Source organism: Streptomyces griseoruber (assembly GCF_001514205.1).
GTDB classification, from domain to species: domain Bacteria; phylum Actinomycetota; class Actinomycetes; order Streptomycetales; family Streptomycetaceae; genus Streptomyces; species Streptomyces griseoruber.
On the sequence record NZ_KQ948794.1, the window covers coordinates 1 to 21,458 of the forward strand.

Sequence of the window (21,458 nt, forward strand, 5' to 3'; positions counted from 1 at the left end):
GGCCGGCGCCTACCGGACCGGTGCGGGCGGCCATCGACCGCTCCGTGATCCTGGGCACCGACGCCGACCTCACCGCCCTCGGAGAGCGCGTCCCCGACGTCGTCGTCGCCCCCTTCACGGCGGGTGACGTGGCGCCGGAGGGGCTGGCCGAGCAGGCACGTACGGCCACACGGCGCGCTCTGACGCTGGTGCGGCAGTTCCTCGCCGACGGACGTCTTGCCTCGACGCGGCTGGTGTTCCTCACCCACGGCGCGGTCGCGACACGGCCGGGCGACGACATCGCCGACCTGATCAACGCCCCCGTGTGGGGCCTGGTCCGCTCGGCACAGCGCGAACACCCCGACCGGCTGTGGCTGGTGGACGGTGCCGACGAGGCACTGGCCGCGCGCCTGGCCATGGGTGAGGAACCACAGTCGGCGGTGCGCGACGGCGCGGTCCTCGTGCCGCGGCTCGTCCGGCACGACACGCCCTCCCCCGGCACCGCCACGGGCTTCGGCAGGGCGGACGGCACGGTCCTGATCACCGGCGGCACCGGCACCGTGGGCGCCCTGATCGCCCGCCACCTGGTCACCGAACACGGCGTGCGCCATCTGCTCCTGACCAGCCGACGCGGCCGGCAGGCGCCGGCCGCGGAGGAGCTGGCCGCCGAGCTGGAAGCCAACGGGGCCCAGGTCACCCTCGCCGCCTGCGACGCGGCCGACCGCGAGGCCCTGGCCGCCCTGCTCGCCGCCGTCCCCGCGGACAGGCCGCTGACCGGCGTCATCCACGCGGCCGGCATCCTCGACGACGCCACGGTCACCGGACTGACCCCGGACCGACTCGACCGTGTCCTGCGCCCGAAGATCGACGCCGCGCTCAATCTGCACGACCTCACCCGGGACCACCCCCTCGACGCCTTCGTCCTGTTCTCCTCGGCGGCCGGCGTCCTCGGCAGCCCCGGACAGGGCAACTACGCGGCGGCCAACGTGTTCCTGGACGCCCTCGCGGCACACCGGGTCGCGGGCGGGCTGCCGGCGCAGTCGCTGCCGTGGGGGCTGTGGAGCGAGCGGAGCGAGCTGACGGCGTCGCTCCCGGACGCGGAGCGCGAGGGGACCGGACGCTCGGGTGTGCTCGGCCTGTCGTCCGGAGAGGCACTGGCCCTCTTCGACACCGCGCGGCGTTCCGGCGAGCCGGTGCTCGTGCCGATCCGTCTCGACCACGCGGCGCTGCGCGGCCAGGACGTACCGCCGGTGCTGTGGCACGAGGTGCGCCGCCCGGGGCACACCGGGCCGGGGTCCGCGCGGCCGACGGCCGCATCCGCCCGCGAGCGTCTGCTGCGGCTGCCCGAGGAGGAGCGCCGGGCGGGTCTGCTGGACCTCGTCCGCACCCATGTCGCCGCGGTGCTGGGTCACTCGGGCACCGGCTCGGTGACGGCGGAGCGTGCGTTCAAGGACCTGGGCTTCGACTCGCTCACCGCCGTACAGCTGCGCAACCAGCTGGCCGCGGCGACCGGAGTCAAGCTCCCGCCGACCGTGGTGTTCGACCACCCCACGCCGGGGGCCCTGGCCGAACACCTCGGCGGCGAACTCTTCGACGAGGGCCCGGACCCGGACGCGACCGCCGTACTGCGGGAACTCGACCGCCTGGAGTCGGCCCTGCAGTCCGCCATGTCCCGGCTCCCGGACCCGGAACACGTGTCGTCCCGGCTGCGCGCGCTCGCCGCGAAGGTGGCGGGATCCGACGGCGGCAGCCCGGACCTCGACCAGGAAATCGCCTCGGCCACAGCTGACGAGCTGCTCGGCCTCATCGACAAGGAATTCGGCTCCGTGTGACGCGGCCCCGTTCGAAGCGATGAGTGGCACTTCCTCCGTGATTGTGAAAGGCGATGGACAAGCCGATGGCAGAGCAGGCAAAACTCCTCGAATATCTGAAGCGGATGACGGCCGACCTCCGGCAGGCGAACCAGAGACTCAGCGACGTCGACGAGAAGGCGCACGAGCCGATCGCCATCGTGGGCATGGGGTGCCGGTTCCCCGGCGGGGTGGGGTCCCCGGAGGAGCTGTGGCGGTTGGTGGCCGCCGGCTCGGACGCGGTCTCGGGCTTCCCGACCGACCGCGGCTGGGACGTGGAGGATCTCTACGACGCCGATCCGGGCGTCCGCGGGAAGGTCTACACCCGCGAGGGCGGTTTCCTGCACGAGGCGGCGGAGTTCGACGCCGGCTTCTTCGGGATCTCGCCGCGTGAGGCGTTGGCGATGGACCCGCAGCAGCGGCTGCTGCTGGAGACGTCGTGGGAGGCGATGGAGCGGGCGGGCATCGACCCGGCGTCGCTGCGCGGCAGCCGCACCGGCGTCTACATGGGCCTGATGTACCACGACTACGCCGTGCACACCTCCGGCGTCCCCGAGGACCTCGAGGGCCACCTCGGCACCGGCACGGCGGGCAGCATCGCGGCCGGGCGCATCGCCTACACCTTCGGCTTCGAAGGGCCCACGCTCACGGTCGACACGGCGTGTTCGTCGTCGCTGGTGGCGCTGCACCTGGCGGTGCAGGCGCTGCGGCGCGGTGAGTGCGGGATGGCGCTCGCGGGCGGGGTGACGGTGATGTCCTCCCCGGCCGCCTTCCTGGACTTCAGCCGGCAGCGCGGGCTCTCCCCGGACGGCCGGTGCAAGGCCTTCGACGAGCGGGCGGACGGCACCGGCTTCGGTGAGGGGGCCGGTGTGCTGCTGGTGGAGCGTTTGTCGGACGCGGTGCGGCTGGGGCATCCGGTGCTGGCGGTGGTGCGGGGGAGCGCGGTCAACCAGGACGGTGCCAGCAATGGTCTGACGGCGCCGAACGGGCCGTCGCAGCAGCGGGTCATCCGGCAGGCGCTCGCCGACGCTCGGCTGAGTGCCGCCGATGTCGACGCGGTCGAGGCCCACGGGACGGGGACGCGCCTGGGTGACCCGATCGAGGCGCAGGCGCTGATCGCGACCTACGGTCAGGAGCGTTCCGGTGAACTGCCGCTGTTCCTGGGGTCGTTGAAGTCGAACATCGGGCATGCGCAGGCGGCCGCCGGTGTGGGTGGGGTCATCAAGATGGTGATGGCTCTGCGGCACGGGGTGTTGCCGAAGACCTTGCATGTGGACGCGCCGACGTCGCATGTGGACTGGTCGGCGGGTGCGGTGGAGCTGCTGACCGAGCAGCGGGCCTGGCCGGAGCTGGACCGGCCGCGCCGGGCCGCCGTCTCCTCCTTCGGGCTGAGCGGCACCAACGCCCACGTCATCCTCGAACAGGTCACCGCACCGGAACCGGAAGCCGTCTCCCGCGAGCCGCACGGACCGCTCCCCTGGGTGCTGTCGGGCAGGACGGAGACCGCCCTGCGGGCGCAGGCCGAGCGGCTGCACGCCTTCGTCACCGAGCGCCCCGACCTCGACCTGGTCGACGCGGCGTACTCCCTCCTGCGCCGCCGCACCGGGGCCGAGCACCGGGCCGTCGTCCTGGCCCAGGACCGGGCCGAACTGCTCGCCGGACTCACCGCGCTCGCGGCCGCGGAGCCCGCGGCCTCGGTCGTGCGCGGTGTGCGCGGTGACGGCGGGCTGGCCTTCCTGTTCACCTTCCAGGGCAGTCAGCGCCTGGGCATGGGACGCGAGTTGTACGACGCGTTCCCGGTCTTCGCGGCGGCCTTCGACGAGGTCTGCGCCGCGCTGGACCGGCATCTCGACCGGCCGGTCAAGGAGATCGTCTTCGCCCCCGAGGACACCCCCGAGGCCGCGTCGCTGGCCCAGGCCGCATACGGCCACCCGGCGGTGTTCGCCCTGGAGGTCGCCCTCTACCGGCTGATCGAGCACTGGGGCATCCGCCCCGACGTGGTCTTCGGCGGCTCCAACGGCGACTCCGCCGTGCTCCACGTGACCGGCATGCTCTCCCTGGCGGACGCGGCCGCCTTCGTCACCACGCGGGGCCGGCTGCTCCAGCAGACGCCGCCGGGCGGCACCATGGTCGCGATCGAGGCCTCCGAGGACGAGGTCTGCGCCAGTCTGCGGGGTCGTACCGGCACCGTCGACGTCGCCCTCGTCAACGGTCCCCGGCAGGTCGTCATCTCCGGCGACGAGGACCTCGTCGCCCAGATCGGCGACGAGTGGCAGAGCGCCGGCCGGCGGACCCACCGGATGTCCTTCGGCCGGGCGTTCCACTCCGCCCACATGGAGCCGGTCGTGGACCGGTTCGTGACGGCGGTCCGGGCGCTGGAGCTCCACCCGCCGCGCATCCCGGTCATCAACTGCCTGGACGGCCGGCACGCCGATCCCGCCGAGCTGCGCTCCCCGGAGTACTGGGGACGCCATGTCCGCGGCGCCGTACGCTTCCTGGACGGCATGCGGACCCTGGAGGCCGACGGCGTCCGCACCTACCTGGAACTCGGCCCGGTCGCCATGCAGTCCCTGATGGGACGCGAGTGCCTCGCCGAAGACAGTGACGCGGCGCTGCTCCCCACCCTGCGCGAAGGGCGCCCGGAGCCCGTCAGCCTGCTCACCGCCCTCGCCCACCTGTACGTCCGCGGCGTCGACGTCGACGCCGACGCGTTCTTCGGCCACCTCGGCCCGCGCCGCGTCGAGCTGCCGACATACGCCTTCGAGCGCGCGCACTACTGGCTCGCCGACTCCCCGGCCGCCACAGCTGCCGCCCGGCCGGCCGACCTGGGCCTCGGCGCGGCCGACCACCGGCTGCTGGGCGCGGCGGTGTCGGTGGCCGGTGCCGACGAACTGCTGCTCACCGGCCGCCTGTCGCTGCGCACCCACCCGTGGCTCGCGGACCACGCGGTCGCGGGCACGGTGCTGCTGCCCGGCACCGCCTTCATCGACCTGGCGCTGCACGCGGCCGACCTGTCCGGCTGCCGGCTGATCGAGCAGCTGACCCTTCAGTCACCGCTCGTCCTGCCCGAACAGGGCGGCATCCAGGTCCAGTTGGCGGTCGGCACCGCCGACGGGGCGGGCCGGCGCGAACTGACGGTCTTCGCCCGGCCCGACGACTTCGCCGACCGGCCGTGGACCCGGCACGCCACCGGCACCCTGGCCGCCGGCACTGCCGACCCCGGCTTCGACCTGGCCCAGTGGCCCCCGCAGGGCGCCCGCCCGGTCCCGGTGGACACGCTGTACGACACCCTCGCCACCGCCGGACTCGACTACGGCCCGGCCTTCCGGGGCGTCCGCGCGGCCTGGCGGCGCGGCACCGAGGTCTTCGCGGAGGTCGCCCTCACCGAGGAGACGCCCGACGGCTACGGCGTGCACCCCGCGCTCCTCGACAGCGCCCTGCACACCTGGAGCCTGGCCGGACCGGACGCGTCCGGCGGGCCGCAGCTCCCGTTCCACTGGTCGGGTGTGCGGCTCTTCGCGACCGGCGCGGACACCCTGCGCGTCCGACTGAGCCCGGCCGGCGCGGACGCGCTGGCGCTGGCGGTGGCCGATCCGACGGGGCGTCCGGTGGCGTCGGTGGACTCCCTGACGGTGCGGACGGTCACGGCCGACGCACTGCGCGCGTCGTCCACGGCGGACGCGCTGTACCGGCTCGACTGGATCCCGGCGGACGCGGCGGAGCCGCTGGCACCGGGCAGCTGGGCCGGCGTCGGCTCCGCCGCCGACGACCACCACCCGTCCCTGGCGGCCCTGGCGGCCGCCGTCGACGCCGGTGCGGCCGTACCGGACGTGGTGGTCGTACGCGAGCAGCCGGCGCTCGACACCCTGCACGACGCGGTCCACCGCACGCTGCGCCTGCTGCGGGCCTGGCTGGCCGACGAACGGTTCGCCGCCGCCCGGCTGGTCCTCGTCACCAGCGGTGCGACGGGTGAGCGGGTCACCAGCCCGTCCGGTGCCGCGCTGCACGGCCTGGTGCGCTCCGCGCAGACCGAGCACCCGGGGCGGTTCGTCCTGGTCGACACCGACCGGCCGCAGGAGCCGCTCACGGCCGCGGTGCTCGGCACCGAGCCGCAGTTCCTCGTCCGCGACGGCGTCTGGTCGGTGGCCCGGCTGGCCCGGGCCCGGGCGAGCGCCGACGCGTCCACGTTCCGGTCCGACGGGACCGTCCTGGTCACCGGCGGCACGGGCACCCTCGGCGCGGTCGTCGCCCGGCACCTCGTGGCGGCGCACGGCGTGCGGCACCTGGTGCTGACCAGCCGCCGGGGCCCGGCCGCCGAGGGCGCCGAGGCGCTGGCGGCCGAACTCGGCGCGCTGGGCGCCACCGTGTCGGTCGTCGCCTGCGACGCGGCCGACCGGTCGGCCCTCGCCGACGTCCTGGCCCGGATCCCGGCCGAGCACCCGCTGACCGGCGTGGTGCACGCGGCCGGGGTCCTGGCCGACCGGCTGGTGGAGTCCCTCACCCCGGAGCAGGCCGACGCGGTGCTGCGGCCCAAGGCCGACGCCGCGCTCCACCTGCACGAACTCACCCGGGAACTGGATCTGACGCACTTCGTCCTGTTCTCCTCCGCCGCCGGAGTGTTCGGCGGCGCGGGCCAGGGCGCGTACGCGGCGGCCAACGCCTTCCTGGACGGCCTGGCCGCCCACCGCCGCGCGAACGGACAGCCGGCGCTCTCGCTCGCCTGGGGCCTGTGGGCCGAACGCAGCGGCATCACCGGCCACCTGGCCGAGGCGGACCTCGCCCGCATCGAGCGGGCCGGCTTCGCCCCGATCACCGCCGAGGAGGGGCTGGCGCTCTTCGACGACTGCCTCGCCGCCGACCGGGCGGCCCTGCTCCCGATGCGCCTCGACACCGCACCCCGGCCAGGACGGGAGGTGCCGCCGCTGCTCAGTGGCCTGGTGCGCCCACCGCGCCCGGCCGCCCGTACGGCTGCCGCGCCCGCCGCGACGCTCCGCGACCGGCTGCTCGCGCTGCCCGCCGCCGAACGCGACGGGATGCTGCTCGACGTGGTCCGCTCGCACGCCGCCACCGTCCTCGGCCATGCGACGGCCGACGCCGTCGGCGCCGAGCACACCTTCCGCGACCTCGGCGTCGACTCGCTGAGCGCCGTCGAACTGCGCAACGCGCTCAGCCCCCTCACCGGCCTCACCCTGCCTCCCACCCTGGTCTTCGACTACCCCACACCGGCCGCGCTGGCGGCCCATCTGCGCCGTGAACTCCTCGCGGAGAGCACCGACACCACCGAGACCGGCCCCGCCGAGTCCGTCGCCGGAGCGGCCGACGAGCCGATCGCCATCGTGGGCATGGGCTGCCGCTTCCCCGGCGGCGTGGGTTCCCCCGAGGAGCTGTGGCGCTTGGTCTCCACCGGCTCGGACGGCATCTCCGGCTTCCCGACGGACCGCGGCTGGGATCTGGACGACCTCTACGACCCGGACCCGGGCGTCCGCGGGAAGGTCTACACCCGCGAGGGCGGTTTCCTGCACGAGGCGGCGGAGTTCGACGCCGGCTTCTTCGGGATCTCGCCGCGTGAGGCGTTGGCGATGGACCCGCAGCAGCGGTTGCTGCTGGAGACGTCGTGGGAGGCGATGGAGCGGGCGGGCATCGACCCGGCGTCGCTGCGCGGCAGCCGTACCGGCGTCTACATGGGCCTGATGAACCGCGACTACCTGACCAGGCTGCGCACCATCCCCGAGGAGCTGGAGGCGTTCCGCGGCACCGGCACGGCGGGCAGCGTGGCGGCCGGCCGGCTGTCGTACACCTACGGTCTGGAGGGCCCGGCCGTCACGGTCGACACGGCGTGCTCGTCGTCGCTGGTGACCCTGCACCTGGCGGTGCAGGCGCTGCGGCGCGGCGAGTGCGGGATGGCGCTCGCGGGCGGGGTGACGGTGATGTCCTCCCCGGCCGCCTTCCTGGACTTCAGCCGGCAGCGCGGACTCTCCCCGGACGGCCGGTGCAAGGCCTTCGCGGACGGCGCGGACGGCACCGGCTGGGCCGAAGGCGTCGGCGTCCTGGTGGTGGAGCGGCTGTCGGACGCCGTACGGCTGGGGCACCCCGTGCTGGCGGTGGTGCGGGGGAGCGCGGTCAACCAGGACGGCGCCAGCAACGGTCTGACGGCGCCCAACGGGCCGTCGCAGCAGCGGGTGATCCGGCAGGCGCTCGCCGACGCCGGACTGAGCGCCGCGGACGTCGACGCGGTCGAGGCGCACGGGACGGGGACCCGGCTCGGTGACCCGATCGAGGCGCAGGCCCTCCTCGCCACCTACGGCCAGGAGCGCACCGGCGAACAGCCGCTGTTCCTGGGGTCGTTGAAGTCGAACATCGGGCATGCGCAGGCGGCCGCCGGTGTGGGCGGGGTCATCAAGACGGTGATGGCCCTGCGCCACGGCATACTGCCGCGGACGCTGCACGTGGACGAGCCGACCTCCCATGTGGACTGGTCGGCGGGTTCGGTCGAGCTGCTGACCGAGCAGCGGGCCTGGCCGGAACTGGACCGGCCCCGCCGCGCCGCCGTCTCCTCCTTCGGACTGAGCGGCACCAACGCCCACGTCATCCTCGAACAGGCTCCCGAAGCCGAGGACGTCCCCGTCGCCGAGTCCGGTCCGATCCCCTGGGTCGTCTCGGGCAGGACCGGGACGGCGCTGCGCGCGCAGGCCGAACGGCTGCACGCCTTCGTCACCGAGCGCCCCGGCCTCGACCTGGGCGCGGCGGCGTACGCGCTGCTGACCACGCGCACCACCTTCGACCACCGGGCGGTGGTGGTGGCCGAGGACCGCGACGCACTCCTCGGCGGCCTGGCCGCCGTGGCCGCCGGCGAGCCCGCCGCCGGAGTCGCCCGGGGCCGGCAGCACTCGGGCCGGCTCGCCGTCCTGTTCACCGGGCAGGGCAGCCAGCGCCCGGGCATGGGGCGCGAGTTGTACGACGCGTTCCCGGTCTTCGCAGCCGCCTTCGACGAGGCCTGCGCCGAACTGGACCGGCATCTCGACCGGCCGCTGAAGGAGATCGTCTTCGCCCCCGAGGACAGCCCCGAGGCGGCCCTGATCCACCGGACCGGCTTCACCCAGCCCGCGGTGTTCGCTCTGGAGGTCGCCCTCTACCGGCTGATCGAACACTGGGGCATCCGCCCCGACGCCGTGGCCGGCCACTCGATCGGCGAGCTGGCGGCCGCCCACGTCATCGGCCTCTTCCCGCTGCCCGACGCGGCCGCGCTGGTCGCGGCCCGCGGGCGGCTGATGCAGGAACTGCCGGCGGGCGGGGCCATGGTCGCCGTCCAGGCCACCGAGCCGGACGTCCTCGAACTCATCGGGGACATGGCCGACCGGGTCGGTGTCGCCGCCGTCAACGGGCCCTCCGCCGTCGTCCTGTCCGGTGCCGCCGAAGCCGTGCTCGACCTCGCCGGGCAGTTGCGCGCCCTGGGCCGCAAGACCAAGCGCCTGGAAGTCAGCCACGCCTTCCACTCACCGCTGATGGAACCGATGCTGGACGGGTTCGCCGAGGTGGCACGCGGCCTTCGGTCCGCCCCGGTCACCACCGCGTTCTTCTCCACCCTGACCGGCGGCCCGGTCACGGCGGAGGACCTCGGCAACCCCGAGTACTGGGTACGGCACGTCCGGCAGGCCGTGCGGTTCCACGACGTGGTGGGTGCCCTGCGGGCCGACGGAGTGACCACGTTCCTGGAACTCGGCCCCGACGGCGTGCTGTCCGCGATGGGCCCCAACTGCCTGCCCACGGACGCGGAAGCCGCCACCTTCGTCCCCTCCCTGCGCGCCGGCACCGCCGAACCGCAGAGCCTCACCAAGGCGGTCGTCCACCTGCACGCGCACGGCGTCCCGGTGGACTGGCCGGCGTTCTGCGGCACCCCGGTGGACTGGTCGGCGGCGTTCGACGGGCCCCGCGCGCCCCGCACGGAGCTGCCGACGTACGCCTTCCAGCGGCAGCGGTACTGGCTCGACGCGCCGCCGGCGCAGCCGGAGGACCTGGGCGCCGCCGGGCTCGTCCCCGCGGACCACCCCCTCCTGGGTGCCGCGATCGAACTGCCCGACTCCGACGCCCTGTTGTTCTCCGGACGTCTCGCCGCCCACACCCAGCCGTGGCTCGCCCACCACACCCTCGCCGGGACACCGGTGCTGCCCGCCTCGGCCGTGGTCGACATGGTCCTGCGGGCCGGCGACGAGACCGGCTGCGCCCTCGTCGAGGAACTCGTCCTGGAGACGCCGCTGGTCGTGCCCGACCAGGGCGGTACGCAGCTCAGGCTGACGGTCACCCCGTCCGGCGAGGGCCGCGCCGTCCAGCTGCACTCGCGGCCGGAGGGGACGTCCGGCTCCGGCGGATGGGTCCGCCACGCCCACGGCACACTGCGCCCCGCCGGTCCGGTCCCGGACGCCGGCCTGGCCGTGTGGCCGCCGGACGGCGCCGTACCGGCCGCGGCCGAGGACCTCTACGAGCGCCTGGCGCGGGCCGGGCTCGACCACGGGCCGGCGTTCCGGGCCGTACGGGCTGTGTGGCGCCGCGACACGGAGCTGTACGCCGAACTGGCCCTCGCCCCGGCCGAGGCACAGGAGGCCGGCCGGTACGGCGTGCACCCGGTCCTGCTGGACGGCGCGCTGCACGCGCTCGGCCTGACGGACACGGCCGGCGAACTGCCCATGTCCTGGTCGGGCGTGTCCGTGCACGCCACCGGCGCCACCGCCGCCCGTGTCCACGTCGCCCCGGCCGCACCGGGCGCGGTCTCCCTCCTGCTGACCGACCCGACCGGACTGCCGGTCGCGTCGGCGGACTCGGTGGGCCTGCGACCCGCACCGGCCGGTCTGCCCCGTCCGACGGTGGAGCGCCCCGCCCCGGCCGCCCGCCCGGCCCGGCGCACGGTAGCGGCCGAACCCGTCGTGGCTCCCGGGGCCAGGGACCGCCTGCTGGCCCAGTCGCCGGACGAGCGGGCCCGTACGCTGCTCGACCTCGTCCGCCGCGGCACCGCGCTGGTCTTCGGGCACTCCGGAGCCGACGACGTGGACCCGGAGCAGTCGTTCAAGGACATCGGCATCGACTCGCTCACCGCGGTCGAACTGCGCAACCACGTGACGGCGGCCACCGGCCTTCAGGTGCCTCCGACCGTGCTGTTCGACTGCCCCACCCCGGCAGCCCTCGCCGCCCGGCTGGACGAGGAGGCGGCCGCCGAGCTGTCCGGAGTACCCGAACTCCACCGGGAACTGGACCGGTTGGAGGCCCTGCTCGCCATGCTGCCCGGCGGGGCCACGGAACACGAGGAGATCCACGCCCGGCTGCGCGCCCTCACCGGCTCCCGGGACCGGCCGGCGGACCGCACGGCGGACACCGACCTCGCATCCGCCACCGCCGAGGAGATCTTCGACCTGCTGGACGCCGAACTGGAGTCGTCGTGAGCACGCAACCCGTGACCAACGAGGCGAAGTACCTCGACTACCTCAAGCGCGCGACGGCCGACCTGCGCGAGGCCCGCCGACAGGTGCGCGAGCTGACCGACCGGCAGCACGAACCGGTGGCGATCATCGGCATGAGCTGCCGCTACCCCGGAGGTGTCGCCGACCCCGACGGCCTGTGGGAGCTGGTGTCGGAGGGACGGGACGCCATCTCCGGGTTCCCGGACAACCGCGGCTGGCCCGAGGACAAGGCGGGCCACGGCGGATTCCTGCACCACGCGGACGAGTTCGACGCCGACTTCTTCGGCATCTCGCCGCGCGAGGCCCTGGCCATGGACCCCCAGCAGCGGCTCCTGCTGGAAGCGGCCTGGGAGGCGTTCGAGGCGGCCGGCCTGGACCCGTCCGCGGCCCGCGGCGAGCAGGTGGGTGTCTTCACCGGCCTCAACCTGCACGACTACGCGACCCGGGCCGAGGCCGTCCCCGCCGAGGCCATGGGCTACCTCAGCACCGGCAACGCGGGCAGCGTCGCCTCCGGGCGGATCGCCTACTTCCTCGGTCTGGAGGGCCCGGCCGTCACGATCGACACGGCCTGCTCCTCCTCCCTGGTGGCCCTGCACCTGGCGGCACAGGCACTGCGGCGCGGGGAGTGCGGCATGGCCCTGGCCGGCGGTGCGACGATCATGAGCTCCCCGGGCGCCTTCGCGGACTTCGGTGCCCAGGGTGGTCTGGCCGCGGACGGCCGGTGCAAGTCCTTCGCCGCCTCGGCCGACGGCACGGCCTGGGGAGAGGGGGTGGGGCTGCTCCTGGTGGAGCGGCTGTCCGACGCGCGGCGACTCGGACACCCGGTGCTGGCCGTGCTGCGTGGCTCGGCCGTCAACCAGGACGGCGCCAGCAACGGCCTGACCGCGCCCAGCGGCCGCGCCCAGCGCCAGGTGATCCGGCAGGCCCTCGCGGACGCCCGGCTGAACCCGGCGGACGTCGACGTGGTCGAGGCGCACGGCACCGGTACCCGGCTCGGCGACCCCATCGAGGCCCAGGCCCTGCTCGCCACGTACGGCCAGAACCGCCCGGCGGGCAGCCCGCTCCGGCTGGGCTCCCTCAAGTCGAACATCGGGCACACCATGGCGGCGGCCGGCGTGGGCGGCGTGATCAAGATGGTGCAGGCCATGCGCCACGAAACGCTGCCGAAGACGCTGCACGTGGACGCGCCGTCACCGCAGATCGACTGGTCGGCGGGCTCCGTCGCCCTGCTGACCGAGGCACACCCCTGGCCCGCGACGGACCGTCCCCGCCGCGCGGCGGTCTCCTCCTTCGGCATGAGCGGCACCAACGCCCACGTCATCCTCGAAGAACCCGAGGAACAGCCCGAGGAACAGCCCGAGGAACAACCCGAGGAACAGCCTGGGAAACAGCCGGAGGAGCACACCGCGGAACGGACCTCCGGCCCCCTGCCCTGGATGCTCTCCGCCCGCACTCCGCGGGCACTGCGCGCCCAGGCAGCCCGGCTGCACACGCACCTGCTCGCCCACCCGCGGCAGTCCGATGCCGACGTGGCCTGGTCCCTGGCCACCGGCCGTGCCGCACTGGACTACCGCGCGGTCGTGGTCGCCGACGGCCGCGATGACCTGCTGGACCGGCTCGGAGCCCTGGCGGACGGCCGGGACGCCCCGCACACGGTCCGTGGCACGGCCGCCGCCCGGACGGCCGGCCGCACCGCCTTCGTCTTCCCCGGCCAGGGCTCCCAGTGGCGCGGCATGGCCACCGGACTGGCCGCCTCCTCCGCCGTGTTCCGGGACCGCCTCACCGCCTGTGAGGAGGCGCTCGCACCCCACGTCGACTGGTCGCTGACCCGGGTACTGCGCGGCGACCCCGACGCGCCCTCCCTCGACCGGGTGGACGTGGTCCAGCCGGCCCTGTTCGCCGTCATGGTGTCGCTCGCCGCCCTGTGGGGGTCGTACGGCATCGAGCCGGACGCCGTCGCCGGCCACTCGCAGGGGGAGATCGCGGCCGCCTGTGTGTCCGGCGCCCTCTCGCTGGAGGACGCCGCACTGGTGGTGGCCCTGCGCAGTCAGGTACTGACACGACTGGCCGGCCGCGGCGGCATGGTGTCGGTCGCCCTGCCGGCCGACCGGGTGGCGCCCCTGCTCGCTCCCTGGGCGGACCGGATCGCGGTCGCCGCGGTCAACGGACCGAACGCGACGGTGGTGGCCGGTGACGCCGATGCCCTGGACGCCTTCCTGGCCCGGAGCGAGGCCGACGGGCTGCGGGCACGCCGGGTCCCGGTGGACTACGCCTCCCACTCGCCGCACGTCGAGACCGTCCGGGAGGAGCTGCTGACGCGGCTGGCGGCCGTCACGCCGAAGCCCGCCGAGGTGCCGTTCTACTCGGCGGTCACCGGCACACCGCTCTCCGGGACGGAGCTGGACGCCGACTACTGGTACCGCAACCTGCGCCGGACGGTGCGCTTCGACGACACCGTGCGGGTGCTGATCCAGGACGGCTTCCGGTACTTCGTCGAGGCGAGCCCGCACCCCGTGCTCGTCGGCGCCGTCGAGGAGACCGCCGAGACCACCGAGGCCGCGCGCGCCGTCACGGTGACCGGCTCGCTGCTGCGCGACGAGGGCCACCCCGCCCGTTTCCTCCAGTCGGCCGGCGAACTGTACGTCCGGGGCGCCGCCGTGGACTGGACCGCCGCGCTGCCGCCCGCCCGCCGCGTCGAACTGCCGCGCTACGCCTTCCAGCGGCGTGCGTTCTGGCTGGCGTCCACGCCCGCCGCGACCCTCCCCGCGGCCGCCGGGCCCGCGCCCGCCGCCGAGGAGGACACCGGGACGCTGCGACGGACCCTGGCCGGCATCGCCGACGACGCGCAGCGGGCCGCCGCCCTCGCCGAGCATGTCCGCGCGGCCGCCGCCGCCGTCCTGGGCCACGCCGCGCCCCAGGACGTCGACCCCGACCGGTCCTTCGCCGAGCTCGGATTCGAGTCCCTGACGGCCCTGCACCTGCGCAACCGGCTGCGCGACTCCACCGGGCTGTCCCTGCCCGCGACCCTCGTCTTCGACCATCCGACGGTCACCGCGCTGACCGCACACCTGTCGGAGCGACTCGGGCAGGCGCCCGGCGATTCCCCCGGCGACCCGCTGACCGGCCTGTTCCGGCAGGCGTACCGCACCGGTCGGCTCACGGAGGGCTTCCAGCTGCTGACCGCCGCCGCGGCGCTGCGGCCGGACTTCGCCACGCGCGCCGAGGCGGACCGCCGGCCCACGCCGGTGCGCATCACCGCCGGCACCGGCGACCTCGCCGTACTGTGCTTCCCCTCGCTCAGCGCCGTCTCGGGACCGCAGGAGTATCTGCGGCTCGGTGCGGCGCTCGGCGCCGCGGGCGAGGTCTGGGCCCTGCCCCATCCCGGCTTCGCGGCCGGCGAGCCGCTGCCCCGCTCGGCCGAGGCGCTGATCGGCGCCCAGGCGGAGACCGCCGTCGAGCTCGCGGCCGGCCGCCCGATCGTGCTGCTCGGCCGTTCCTCCGGCGGCTGGATCGCCCACGCCGTGGCCGAGCACCTGGCCGCGCACGGCACCCCGGCCGCCGCCGTCGTCCTGGCCGACACCTTCTCCCGGACCGCGGACGGCTCCAGCACCCGGCTGATGGTCTCGCAGCTGCTGGAGAACGAGGAGGCCGCCGAACTCCTCGACGACCAGCGGCTGGTGGCGATGGGCGGCTACTTCCGGGTCTTCGCGGACTGGACCCCGCGGGCCCTGCGGACCCCCGTACTGCTGCTGCGCGCCACCGACGAGGTCCCCGGAGCGGCCCCCGGCGAGCGCGGGGCCGGCTGGGAGCACGCCCACCATGTGGTCGACGTACCCGGAGACCACTTCTCGATGCTCGACGCACACCATCGGACCACCGCCGACGCCGTGGCGTCCTGGCTGCGCACGGAGGTACGGGGATGACCGACACCCTGGCTGTACAAGAGCTCTGGATCCGCCGCTACCACCCGGCACCCGAGGACACCGACGTGTCGCTGGTCTGCTTCCCCCACGCGGGCGGCTCCGCCAGCTACTTCCGCCCGCTCGCGAGCGCCCTGGCCCCGGTCGCGGAGGTGCTGCCGGTGCAGTACCCGGGCCGGCAGGACCGCCGCGCCGAACCGCCGATCACCTCGATCCCCCGGCTGGCCGACGAGATCCTCGCCGTGCTGGAGTCGCTTCCACGGCGCCGGCTGGTGCTGTTCGGGCACAGCATGGGCGCCTGTCTGGCCTTCGAGGTGGCCCGCCGCATCGAACAGCGCTCCGCACTGGAGCTGCTGGGGCTGGTCGCCTCCGGACGCACCGCCCCGCCCACACTGCGCGACCGCGGGGTCCGCTCGATGGACGACGACGGCGTCATAGCCGAGATCCGCCGCCTGAACGGCACCGACGACCGGCTGCTCCTCGACGACGACGTCATCCGGATGATCATGCCGGCGATCCGCGGCGACTACGAGGCGGTGGAGTCGTACCGGTACGAGCCGGGTCCCCGGCTGCGCTGCCCCGTCAGCGTGCTGGTGGGCGACGACGATCCGCAGGTCACCCCGGCCGAGGCACAGGGGTGGCGGGACCACACCGAGGGCGGCTTCACCCTGCGCCGCTTCCCCGGCGGCCACTTCTACCTGGCGGAGCAGAACACCCAGGTGGCCCGGGCGCTCACCGAGGACCTGGCGCGCTTCCGCTGACCGATTCCCCCCGCCGACGCCACCTTCGCCGGCGATTCCCCCCTCAACACAGAAAGAACGTGTATGGCAAACGAACCGGCCACCCCGGCACGACCGTCGTTCGGACTGACCGTCCTGGCCGTGTCCCTGCCGATGTTCATGGTGGCCCTGGACAACCTGGTGGTCACCAACGCCCTGGCGTCCATCCGACGTGACCTGGGCGCCTCGGTCCAGGGCCTCCAGTGGGTCACCAACAGCTACATCCTGGGCTTCGCAAGCCTGCTGCTGGTCGCGGCCGGCCTCGGCGACCGGTACGGACGGCGCAAGGTGTTCGTCTCCGGGCTCTCGCTGTTCGTGCTGTTCTCGGTCGGCTGCGCGCTGTCCACCTCGACGGCGGCACTCATCACCCTGCGCGCCCTCCAGGGCATGAGCGCGGCCGCGGTACTGCCTCTGTCGCTGACGATGCTGACCCTGGCCGTGCCGCCGGAGAAGCGGGGCCTGGCGATCGGAGTCTGGTCCAGCATCAGCAGCCTGGCGGTCGGCGTCGCCCCGCTGATCGGCGGCGCCGTCACCACCGGCATCGGCTGGCACTGGCTGTTCTGGCTGAACGTCCCGATCGGCCTCATCGCCGTGCCGCTCGTGCTGCGCGTCCACACCGAAAGCCGCGGCGAAGCGGCCCGACTCGACCTTCTCGGGCTGCTGCTCGGCGCCGCCGGGGTGCTCGCCCTCGTCTGGGCGATCGTGGACAGCAGCGAGTACGGCTGGACCTCCGCCCGCGTGCTCGGGATGTACATCTCGGCAGCCGTACTGCTGGTGGGCTTCGTCCTGTGGGAGCGCCGGGCCGCCCAGCCGCTGCTGCCGCTGCGCATCTACCGCAGTCGTGGCTTCACCCTGGCCAACCTCTCTTCCCTGGCCGTGTTCTTCGGCCTGTTCGGCTCGATCTTCTTCCTTGCCCAGTACCTCCAGGTGGCCCGGCACCACTCGCCGTTCGTGGCCGGTCTGTGGACCCTGCCGTGGGCCGTCATGCCGACGATCTGCGCACCGTACGCGGGCAAGCTCATCCCCAGGGTCGGCCCCGGCAGGCTGATCGCCGCCGGGCTGGGACTCGCCGCCCTGGGGCTGGCCTGGTGCGCGCTGATCTCCGACCCGGGCACCGCCGACTGGCAGATGGTGGCGCCGTACATGCTGTGCGGCATCGGCACCGGTCTGATCTTCGCGCCGAGCGCCGTGGTGGTGGTGAGCTCGGTCCAGCCGCAGGACATCGGCAAGGCGTCCGGCACCAACGCGACCGTCCGCGAGATCGGCAGTGCCCTGGGCATCGCCGTCCTCACCACCGTCTTCACCGGCCGGGGCGGAACCTACCTCTCGCCGGCGGCCTTCACCGACGCGATGATCCCCGGTCTGTGGATCTGCGTCGCGGTCCTGCTGGCCGGCGCCGCGGTGGCCCTCGGCATCCCCGCGCTCGCACCGCCCGCCCCCGCCCCCGCCGCCGCCAGGCAGCCGGCTCTCGACTGACACCCCTTCCACAAGGAGCGCACACACATGGTCACCTTCACCGACCTCTACGCCCAGTACGGTGTGAAGTCCCCGCACGAGCTGTTCGAGCAGCTGCGTGAGGAACGCCCCCTGTTCCAGGTCGAGTTGCCCAACGGGGTGCCGCTGTGGCTGGTCACCCGGTACGCCGACTGCCGGGCCGGCCTCGGCGACGCGCGGCTGTCCAACCGGATCGGCACCCGGATCGTCGCCAAGGACGTCCTGCCCGCCGAGATCCGGGCCAGCATGGGCACCCACATGCTGCGGGTCGACGGCACCGACCACACCCGGCTGCGGCGGCTGGTCTCCTCCGTGTTCACGGCCAAGCGCATCGAACGGCTCCGGCCGATGATCGAGCAGATGACCAGCGACCTGCTCGACAAGATGGCCGTCCAGGAGCACCCGGACGCCATCCGCGACCTGGCCTACCCGCTGCCGATGCAGGTGATCTGCGAACTGCTCGGCGTGCCCGTCACCGACCACGAGCGGTTCCGCACCTGGTCGAACGCGTATCTCGCCGGAGTGGGCACCCAGAACTTCCCCGTCGACGTGGTCACCGAGTTCGTCCACTACGTCCGCGACCTCGTCGAGCAGAAGCGGGCCGAGCCCGACGACAAGCTGCTGTCCGCGATGATCTCCGCCCGGGACGACGAGGACCGACTCGCCGAGAACGAGCTGACCTCGATGTGCTTCCTGCTCATCATCGCCGGCTACGAGACCACCGTGAACCTGCTCGGCAACGGCACGGCCCTGCTGCTCGCCGATCCCGCACTCGCCGAGGGCCTGCGGGCCGACCACGAGGCGATACCGGGGGCCGTCGAGGAGTTCCTGCGCTTCGAGAGCCCGGTGCCCGGCGCGAGCTTCCGGGTCGCCACCGAGCGCCTGGAACTCGGCGGCCAGGTCATCGAGGAGGGTGAACTCGTCCTGATCTCACTGCTGTCGGCCAACCGCGACGAGCGGGTCTTCACGGACTCGATGACCTTCGACGCCGAGCGCAGCCCGAACCAGCACATGGCCTTCGGCTACGGCATGCACTACTGCCTGGGCGCCCCGCTGGCCCGGCTGGAGGCCCACATCGCCTTCCGCCAACTGCTGGAGCGCTTCCCCAAGATGGAGCGCCTGGACCCGTCGGCCGACCTCAAGTGGCGGCCCGGGCTGGTCATGCGCGGCCTGACCGAACTCCCGGTGAAGCTGAACCAGTAGACACGACCGCGGTGGTGGCCGGGACCGCCCCGGCCACCACCCGCGGACCCCGAGCCCCTCCCCGACGAAACCGACAGGAGTCTGTGGTGATAGCCGACCTGGTCGCCGCGATCGAGTCGCCGGACGCGAGGTCACGCGACTTCGCGTCCTTGCCGGTACCGGAGTCCTATCGAGCCGCCGTGCTCTTCAAGGACGAACAGCACATGTTCGACGGACTGCCGGTCACCGACCGGCAGCCCGCGAAGGCCCTGCACATCAGCGACGTCCCGACCCCCGAGCCCGGCCCCGGCGAGGCCCTGATCGCCGTCATGGCGAGCTCCGTCAACTACAACACGGTGTGGAGCGCGCTGTTCTCGCCCGTGCCGACCTTCGCCTTCCTCGAACGCTACGCGCGCACCGGAGGCCCGGCCGCGCGGCACGACCAGCCCTACCACGTCATCGGCTCCGACCTGTCCGGGGTGGTGCTGCGCACCGGCCCCGGCGTACGCCGCTGGCAGCCCGGTGACCGGGTCGTGGCGCACTGCCTGTCCGTCGAGCTCGAGGACGCGGCGGGCCACGACGACACGATGCTGGACCCCGAGCAGCGGATCTGGGGCTTCGAGACCAACTTCGGCGGTCTGGCCCATCTGGCGCTGGTGAAGGCCAACCAGCTGATGCCGAAGGCCGCCCACCTCACCTGGGAGGAGGCGGCCGCACCCGGCCTGGTCAATTCCACGGCCTACCGCCAACTGGTCTCGCGCAACGGCGCGGGCATGAAGGTCGGCGACAACGTGCTGATCTGGGGCGCGGGCGGCGGACTCGGCTCGTACGCCACCCAGTACGCGCTGGCGGGCGGCGCGACACCGATCTGCGTGGTCTCCAGCGAACAGAAGGCGGCGATCTGCCGCGCGATGGGCGTCGAGGCGATCATCGACCGCAGCGCGGAGGACTACAGCTTCTGGAAGGACGAACACACCCAGGACCCCAGGGAGTGGAAGCGCCTCGGCAGCAGGATCCGCGAGCTGACGGGCGGCGAGGACGTCGACATCGTCTTCGAGCACCCGGGCCGGGAGACCTTCGGTGCCTCGGTCTACGTCGCCCGCAGGGGCGGGACCGTCGTCACCTGCGCGTCCACCTCCGGCTACCGGCACGAGTTCGACAACCGCTACCTCTGGATGCACCTCAAGCGGATCATCGGCTCCCACTTCGCCAACTACCGCGAGGCATGGGAGGCCAACCGCCTCGTCGCCAAGGGCCGCATCCACCCCACGCTCTCCCGCACCTACCCGCTCACCGAGGTCGGCCGGGCGGTGGCCGACGTCCACGGCAACCGCCACCACGGCAAGGTCGGCGTCCTGTGCCTGGCCCCCCGGGAGGGCCTGGGCGTCACCGACCCCGACCTGCGGTCCCGACACGAGCCGGCCATCAACCGCTTCCGGACCGGCTGATCCCGGCGACCGGCCCCCCACATCCGCGTCCCCACGGCTGCGCGGTTCGAGCGGTCCTCACCGCTCGAACCGCGCCCTCCCGGGACCGCGCTCCCGCGCGGTGCGGGCGCCGTAGGTGATCACCGGCGCCCGACTTGCCTCACGCGGGGTGGGAGTTCGAGCGGAACACCCGCGCGAGCCTCTTCACGCCCGTTTCGATCTCCTTCGGACGGTGCGTGGCGAAGGACAGGCGCAAGGTCGCGGGATCGCCCGGACCGGCGAAGAACGGAGCCCCCGGAACGTAGGCGACTCCGTGGTGGACGGCGTCGGGCAGCAGGGCTCCTGTGTCGTATCCGTCCGGCAGCCGCACCCAGACGAACATCCCGCCGTCGGGACGGCTCCATGTGCTGCCTCGGGGCAGGGCGTGCGGAAGGGACGCGAGCATCGCCTCGCAGCGCTCCCGGTATGCGGCCCTCGCGGGAACCAGGCGCGCGTCCAGATCGTGTTCCCCCAGGTACTGCGCGGCGGCGGCTTGATCGACCGTCGACGAGTGCAGATCGAGCGCCTGCTTGGCGAGTACGCACGAGCGGCAGAGTGCCGCCGGTGCACGCAGCCAGCCCAGTCGCATCCCGGGGGCGAGGACCTTCGACAGGCTTCCGAGCAGCACGGTCCGGTCCGAGGCTTCCGCGTAGGCCGCGATGCGCGGCAGTGGTTCGCCGCGGAACCGCAGTTCGCCGTAGGGATCGTCCTCGACGATCCGGAATCCGTGTTCCGCGGCGAGGCGTGCCACGGCGTGACGCCGCTCCGCCGGAAGGGAATGCCCGGTGGGGTTCTGGAAGTTGGGTACGAGGTAGAGCAGTCGAGGACGTTCCTTCGCGGCGATGTCCGCCAGGGCGTCGATCACGATTCCCCGTTCGTCCGTCGGCGCGGGGACGACGCGCGCGCCGGCGTAGCCGAAGCACTGAAGGGCCGCGAGATAGGTCGGATTCTCGACCACCACCACGTCACCGGGATCGAGCAGCGTGGTGGTCAGCAGTGCGAGAGCCTGCTGGGCCCCGGTGGTGATCACCAGGTCCTCCGGACGGCTGGGCAGGCCCTGCCGGGACAAGCGGGCCGCGATCGCTTCCCGCAGGTTCGGGTCGCCTTCGGTGGTGGAGTACTGCAGCACCCGATGCGGGGTTTCTCTCAGTACCCGGTCATAGGCCGCCCGGATCTCCTCGACGTCGAGAAATTCCGAGGCCGGGAGTCCGCCGGCGAAGGAGATGACCTCGGGCCGGGCAGTCAGCGCGAGCGCCTCACGGATGACCGATCCGTTCGCGGACGTCGCTCGGGCGGCGAGGCCGGGAGGTGGAACCCGTATGTTCGTGGATGTCACGGT

Annotated in this window: 7 protein-coding genes and 1 pseudogene; 7 read left to right on the forward strand and 1 reads right to left on the reverse strand. The window is 73.8% G+C overall.

Annotated features, from left to right (window positions below):
- The 7 genes and pseudogenes from AQJ64_RS43380 to ccrA all read left to right on the forward strand — a co-directional run.
- On the forward strand, positions 1-1,811 hold a 1,811-nt coding region (locus AQJ64_RS43380; protein ID WP_159060350.1), incomplete at its 5' end, for a type I polyketide synthase.
- Positions 1,812-1,876: 65 nt separating this feature from the next.
- Entirely contained in the window at positions 1,877-11,260 is a 9,384-nt protein-coding gene (locus tag AQJ64_RS43385; protein ID WP_167738978.1) for a type I polyketide synthase, read from the forward strand.
- 14 nt (positions 11,261-11,274) lie between these two features.
- Positions 11,275-15,201 (forward strand): annotated as a pseudogene (locus AQJ64_RS43390) (type I polyketide synthase); the annotation flags it as partial.
- Positions 15,198-15,959: a thioesterase II family protein gene (locus AQJ64_RS43395; RefSeq protein WP_055633870.1), complete on the forward strand. Its 762-nt coding sequence runs from the start codon at positions 15,198-15,200 to the stop codon at positions 15,957-15,959. The pseudogene AQJ64_RS43390 and the gene AQJ64_RS43395, both read left to right, overlap by 4 nt.
- Before the next feature lie 63 nt (positions 15,960-16,022).
- Positions 16,023-17,453 (forward strand): MFS transporter, encoded by a 1,431-nt coding sequence (locus AQJ64_RS43400; protein WP_059203527.1) that lies wholly within the window; start codon positions 16,023-16,025, stop codon positions 17,451-17,453.
- A 27-nt stretch (positions 17,454-17,480) separates the two neighbouring features.
- The gene (locus AQJ64_RS43405) at positions 17,481-18,674 is read left to right on the forward strand and encodes a cytochrome P450 family protein (RefSeq protein WP_079062307.1); all 1,194 of its coding nucleotides are present in this window, start codon (positions 17,481-17,483) and stop codon (positions 18,672-18,674) included.
- Between the two features lie 86 nt (positions 18,675-18,760).
- On the forward strand, positions 18,761-20,101 hold the full coding sequence (ccrA, locus tag AQJ64_RS43410; RefSeq protein ID WP_397808047.1) for a crotonyl-CoA carboxylase/reductase: 1,341 nt from the start codon (positions 18,761-18,763) through the stop codon (positions 20,099-20,101).
- Positions 20,102-20,240: 139 nt separating this feature from the next.
- Here ccrA and AQJ64_RS43415 read toward each other — a convergent pair whose 3' ends face one another.
- Entirely contained in the window at positions 20,241-21,455 is a 1,215-nt protein-coding gene (locus AQJ64_RS43415; protein WP_240512631.1) for an aminotransferase-like domain-containing protein, read from the reverse strand.
- Positions 21,456-21,458: the final 3 nt, after the last annotated feature.

Excerpts from the sequence above, each read along its gene's own strand:
- AQJ64_RS43385 (WP_167738978.1), top strand. The coding sequence starts at position 1,877 with ATGGCAGAGCAGGCAAAACTCCTCGAATATCTGAAGCGGATGACGGCC.
- AQJ64_RS43395 (WP_055633870.1), top strand. The coding sequence starts at position 15,198 with ATGACCGACACCCTGGCTGTACAAGAGCTCTGGATCCGCCGCTACCAC.
- AQJ64_RS43400 (WP_059203527.1), top strand. The coding sequence starts at position 16,023 with ATGGCAAACGAACCGGCCACCCCGGCACGACCGTCGTTCGGACTGACC.
- AQJ64_RS43405 (WP_079062307.1), top strand. The coding sequence starts at position 17,481 with ATGGTCACCTTCACCGACCTCTACGCCCAGTACGGTGTGAAGTCCCCG.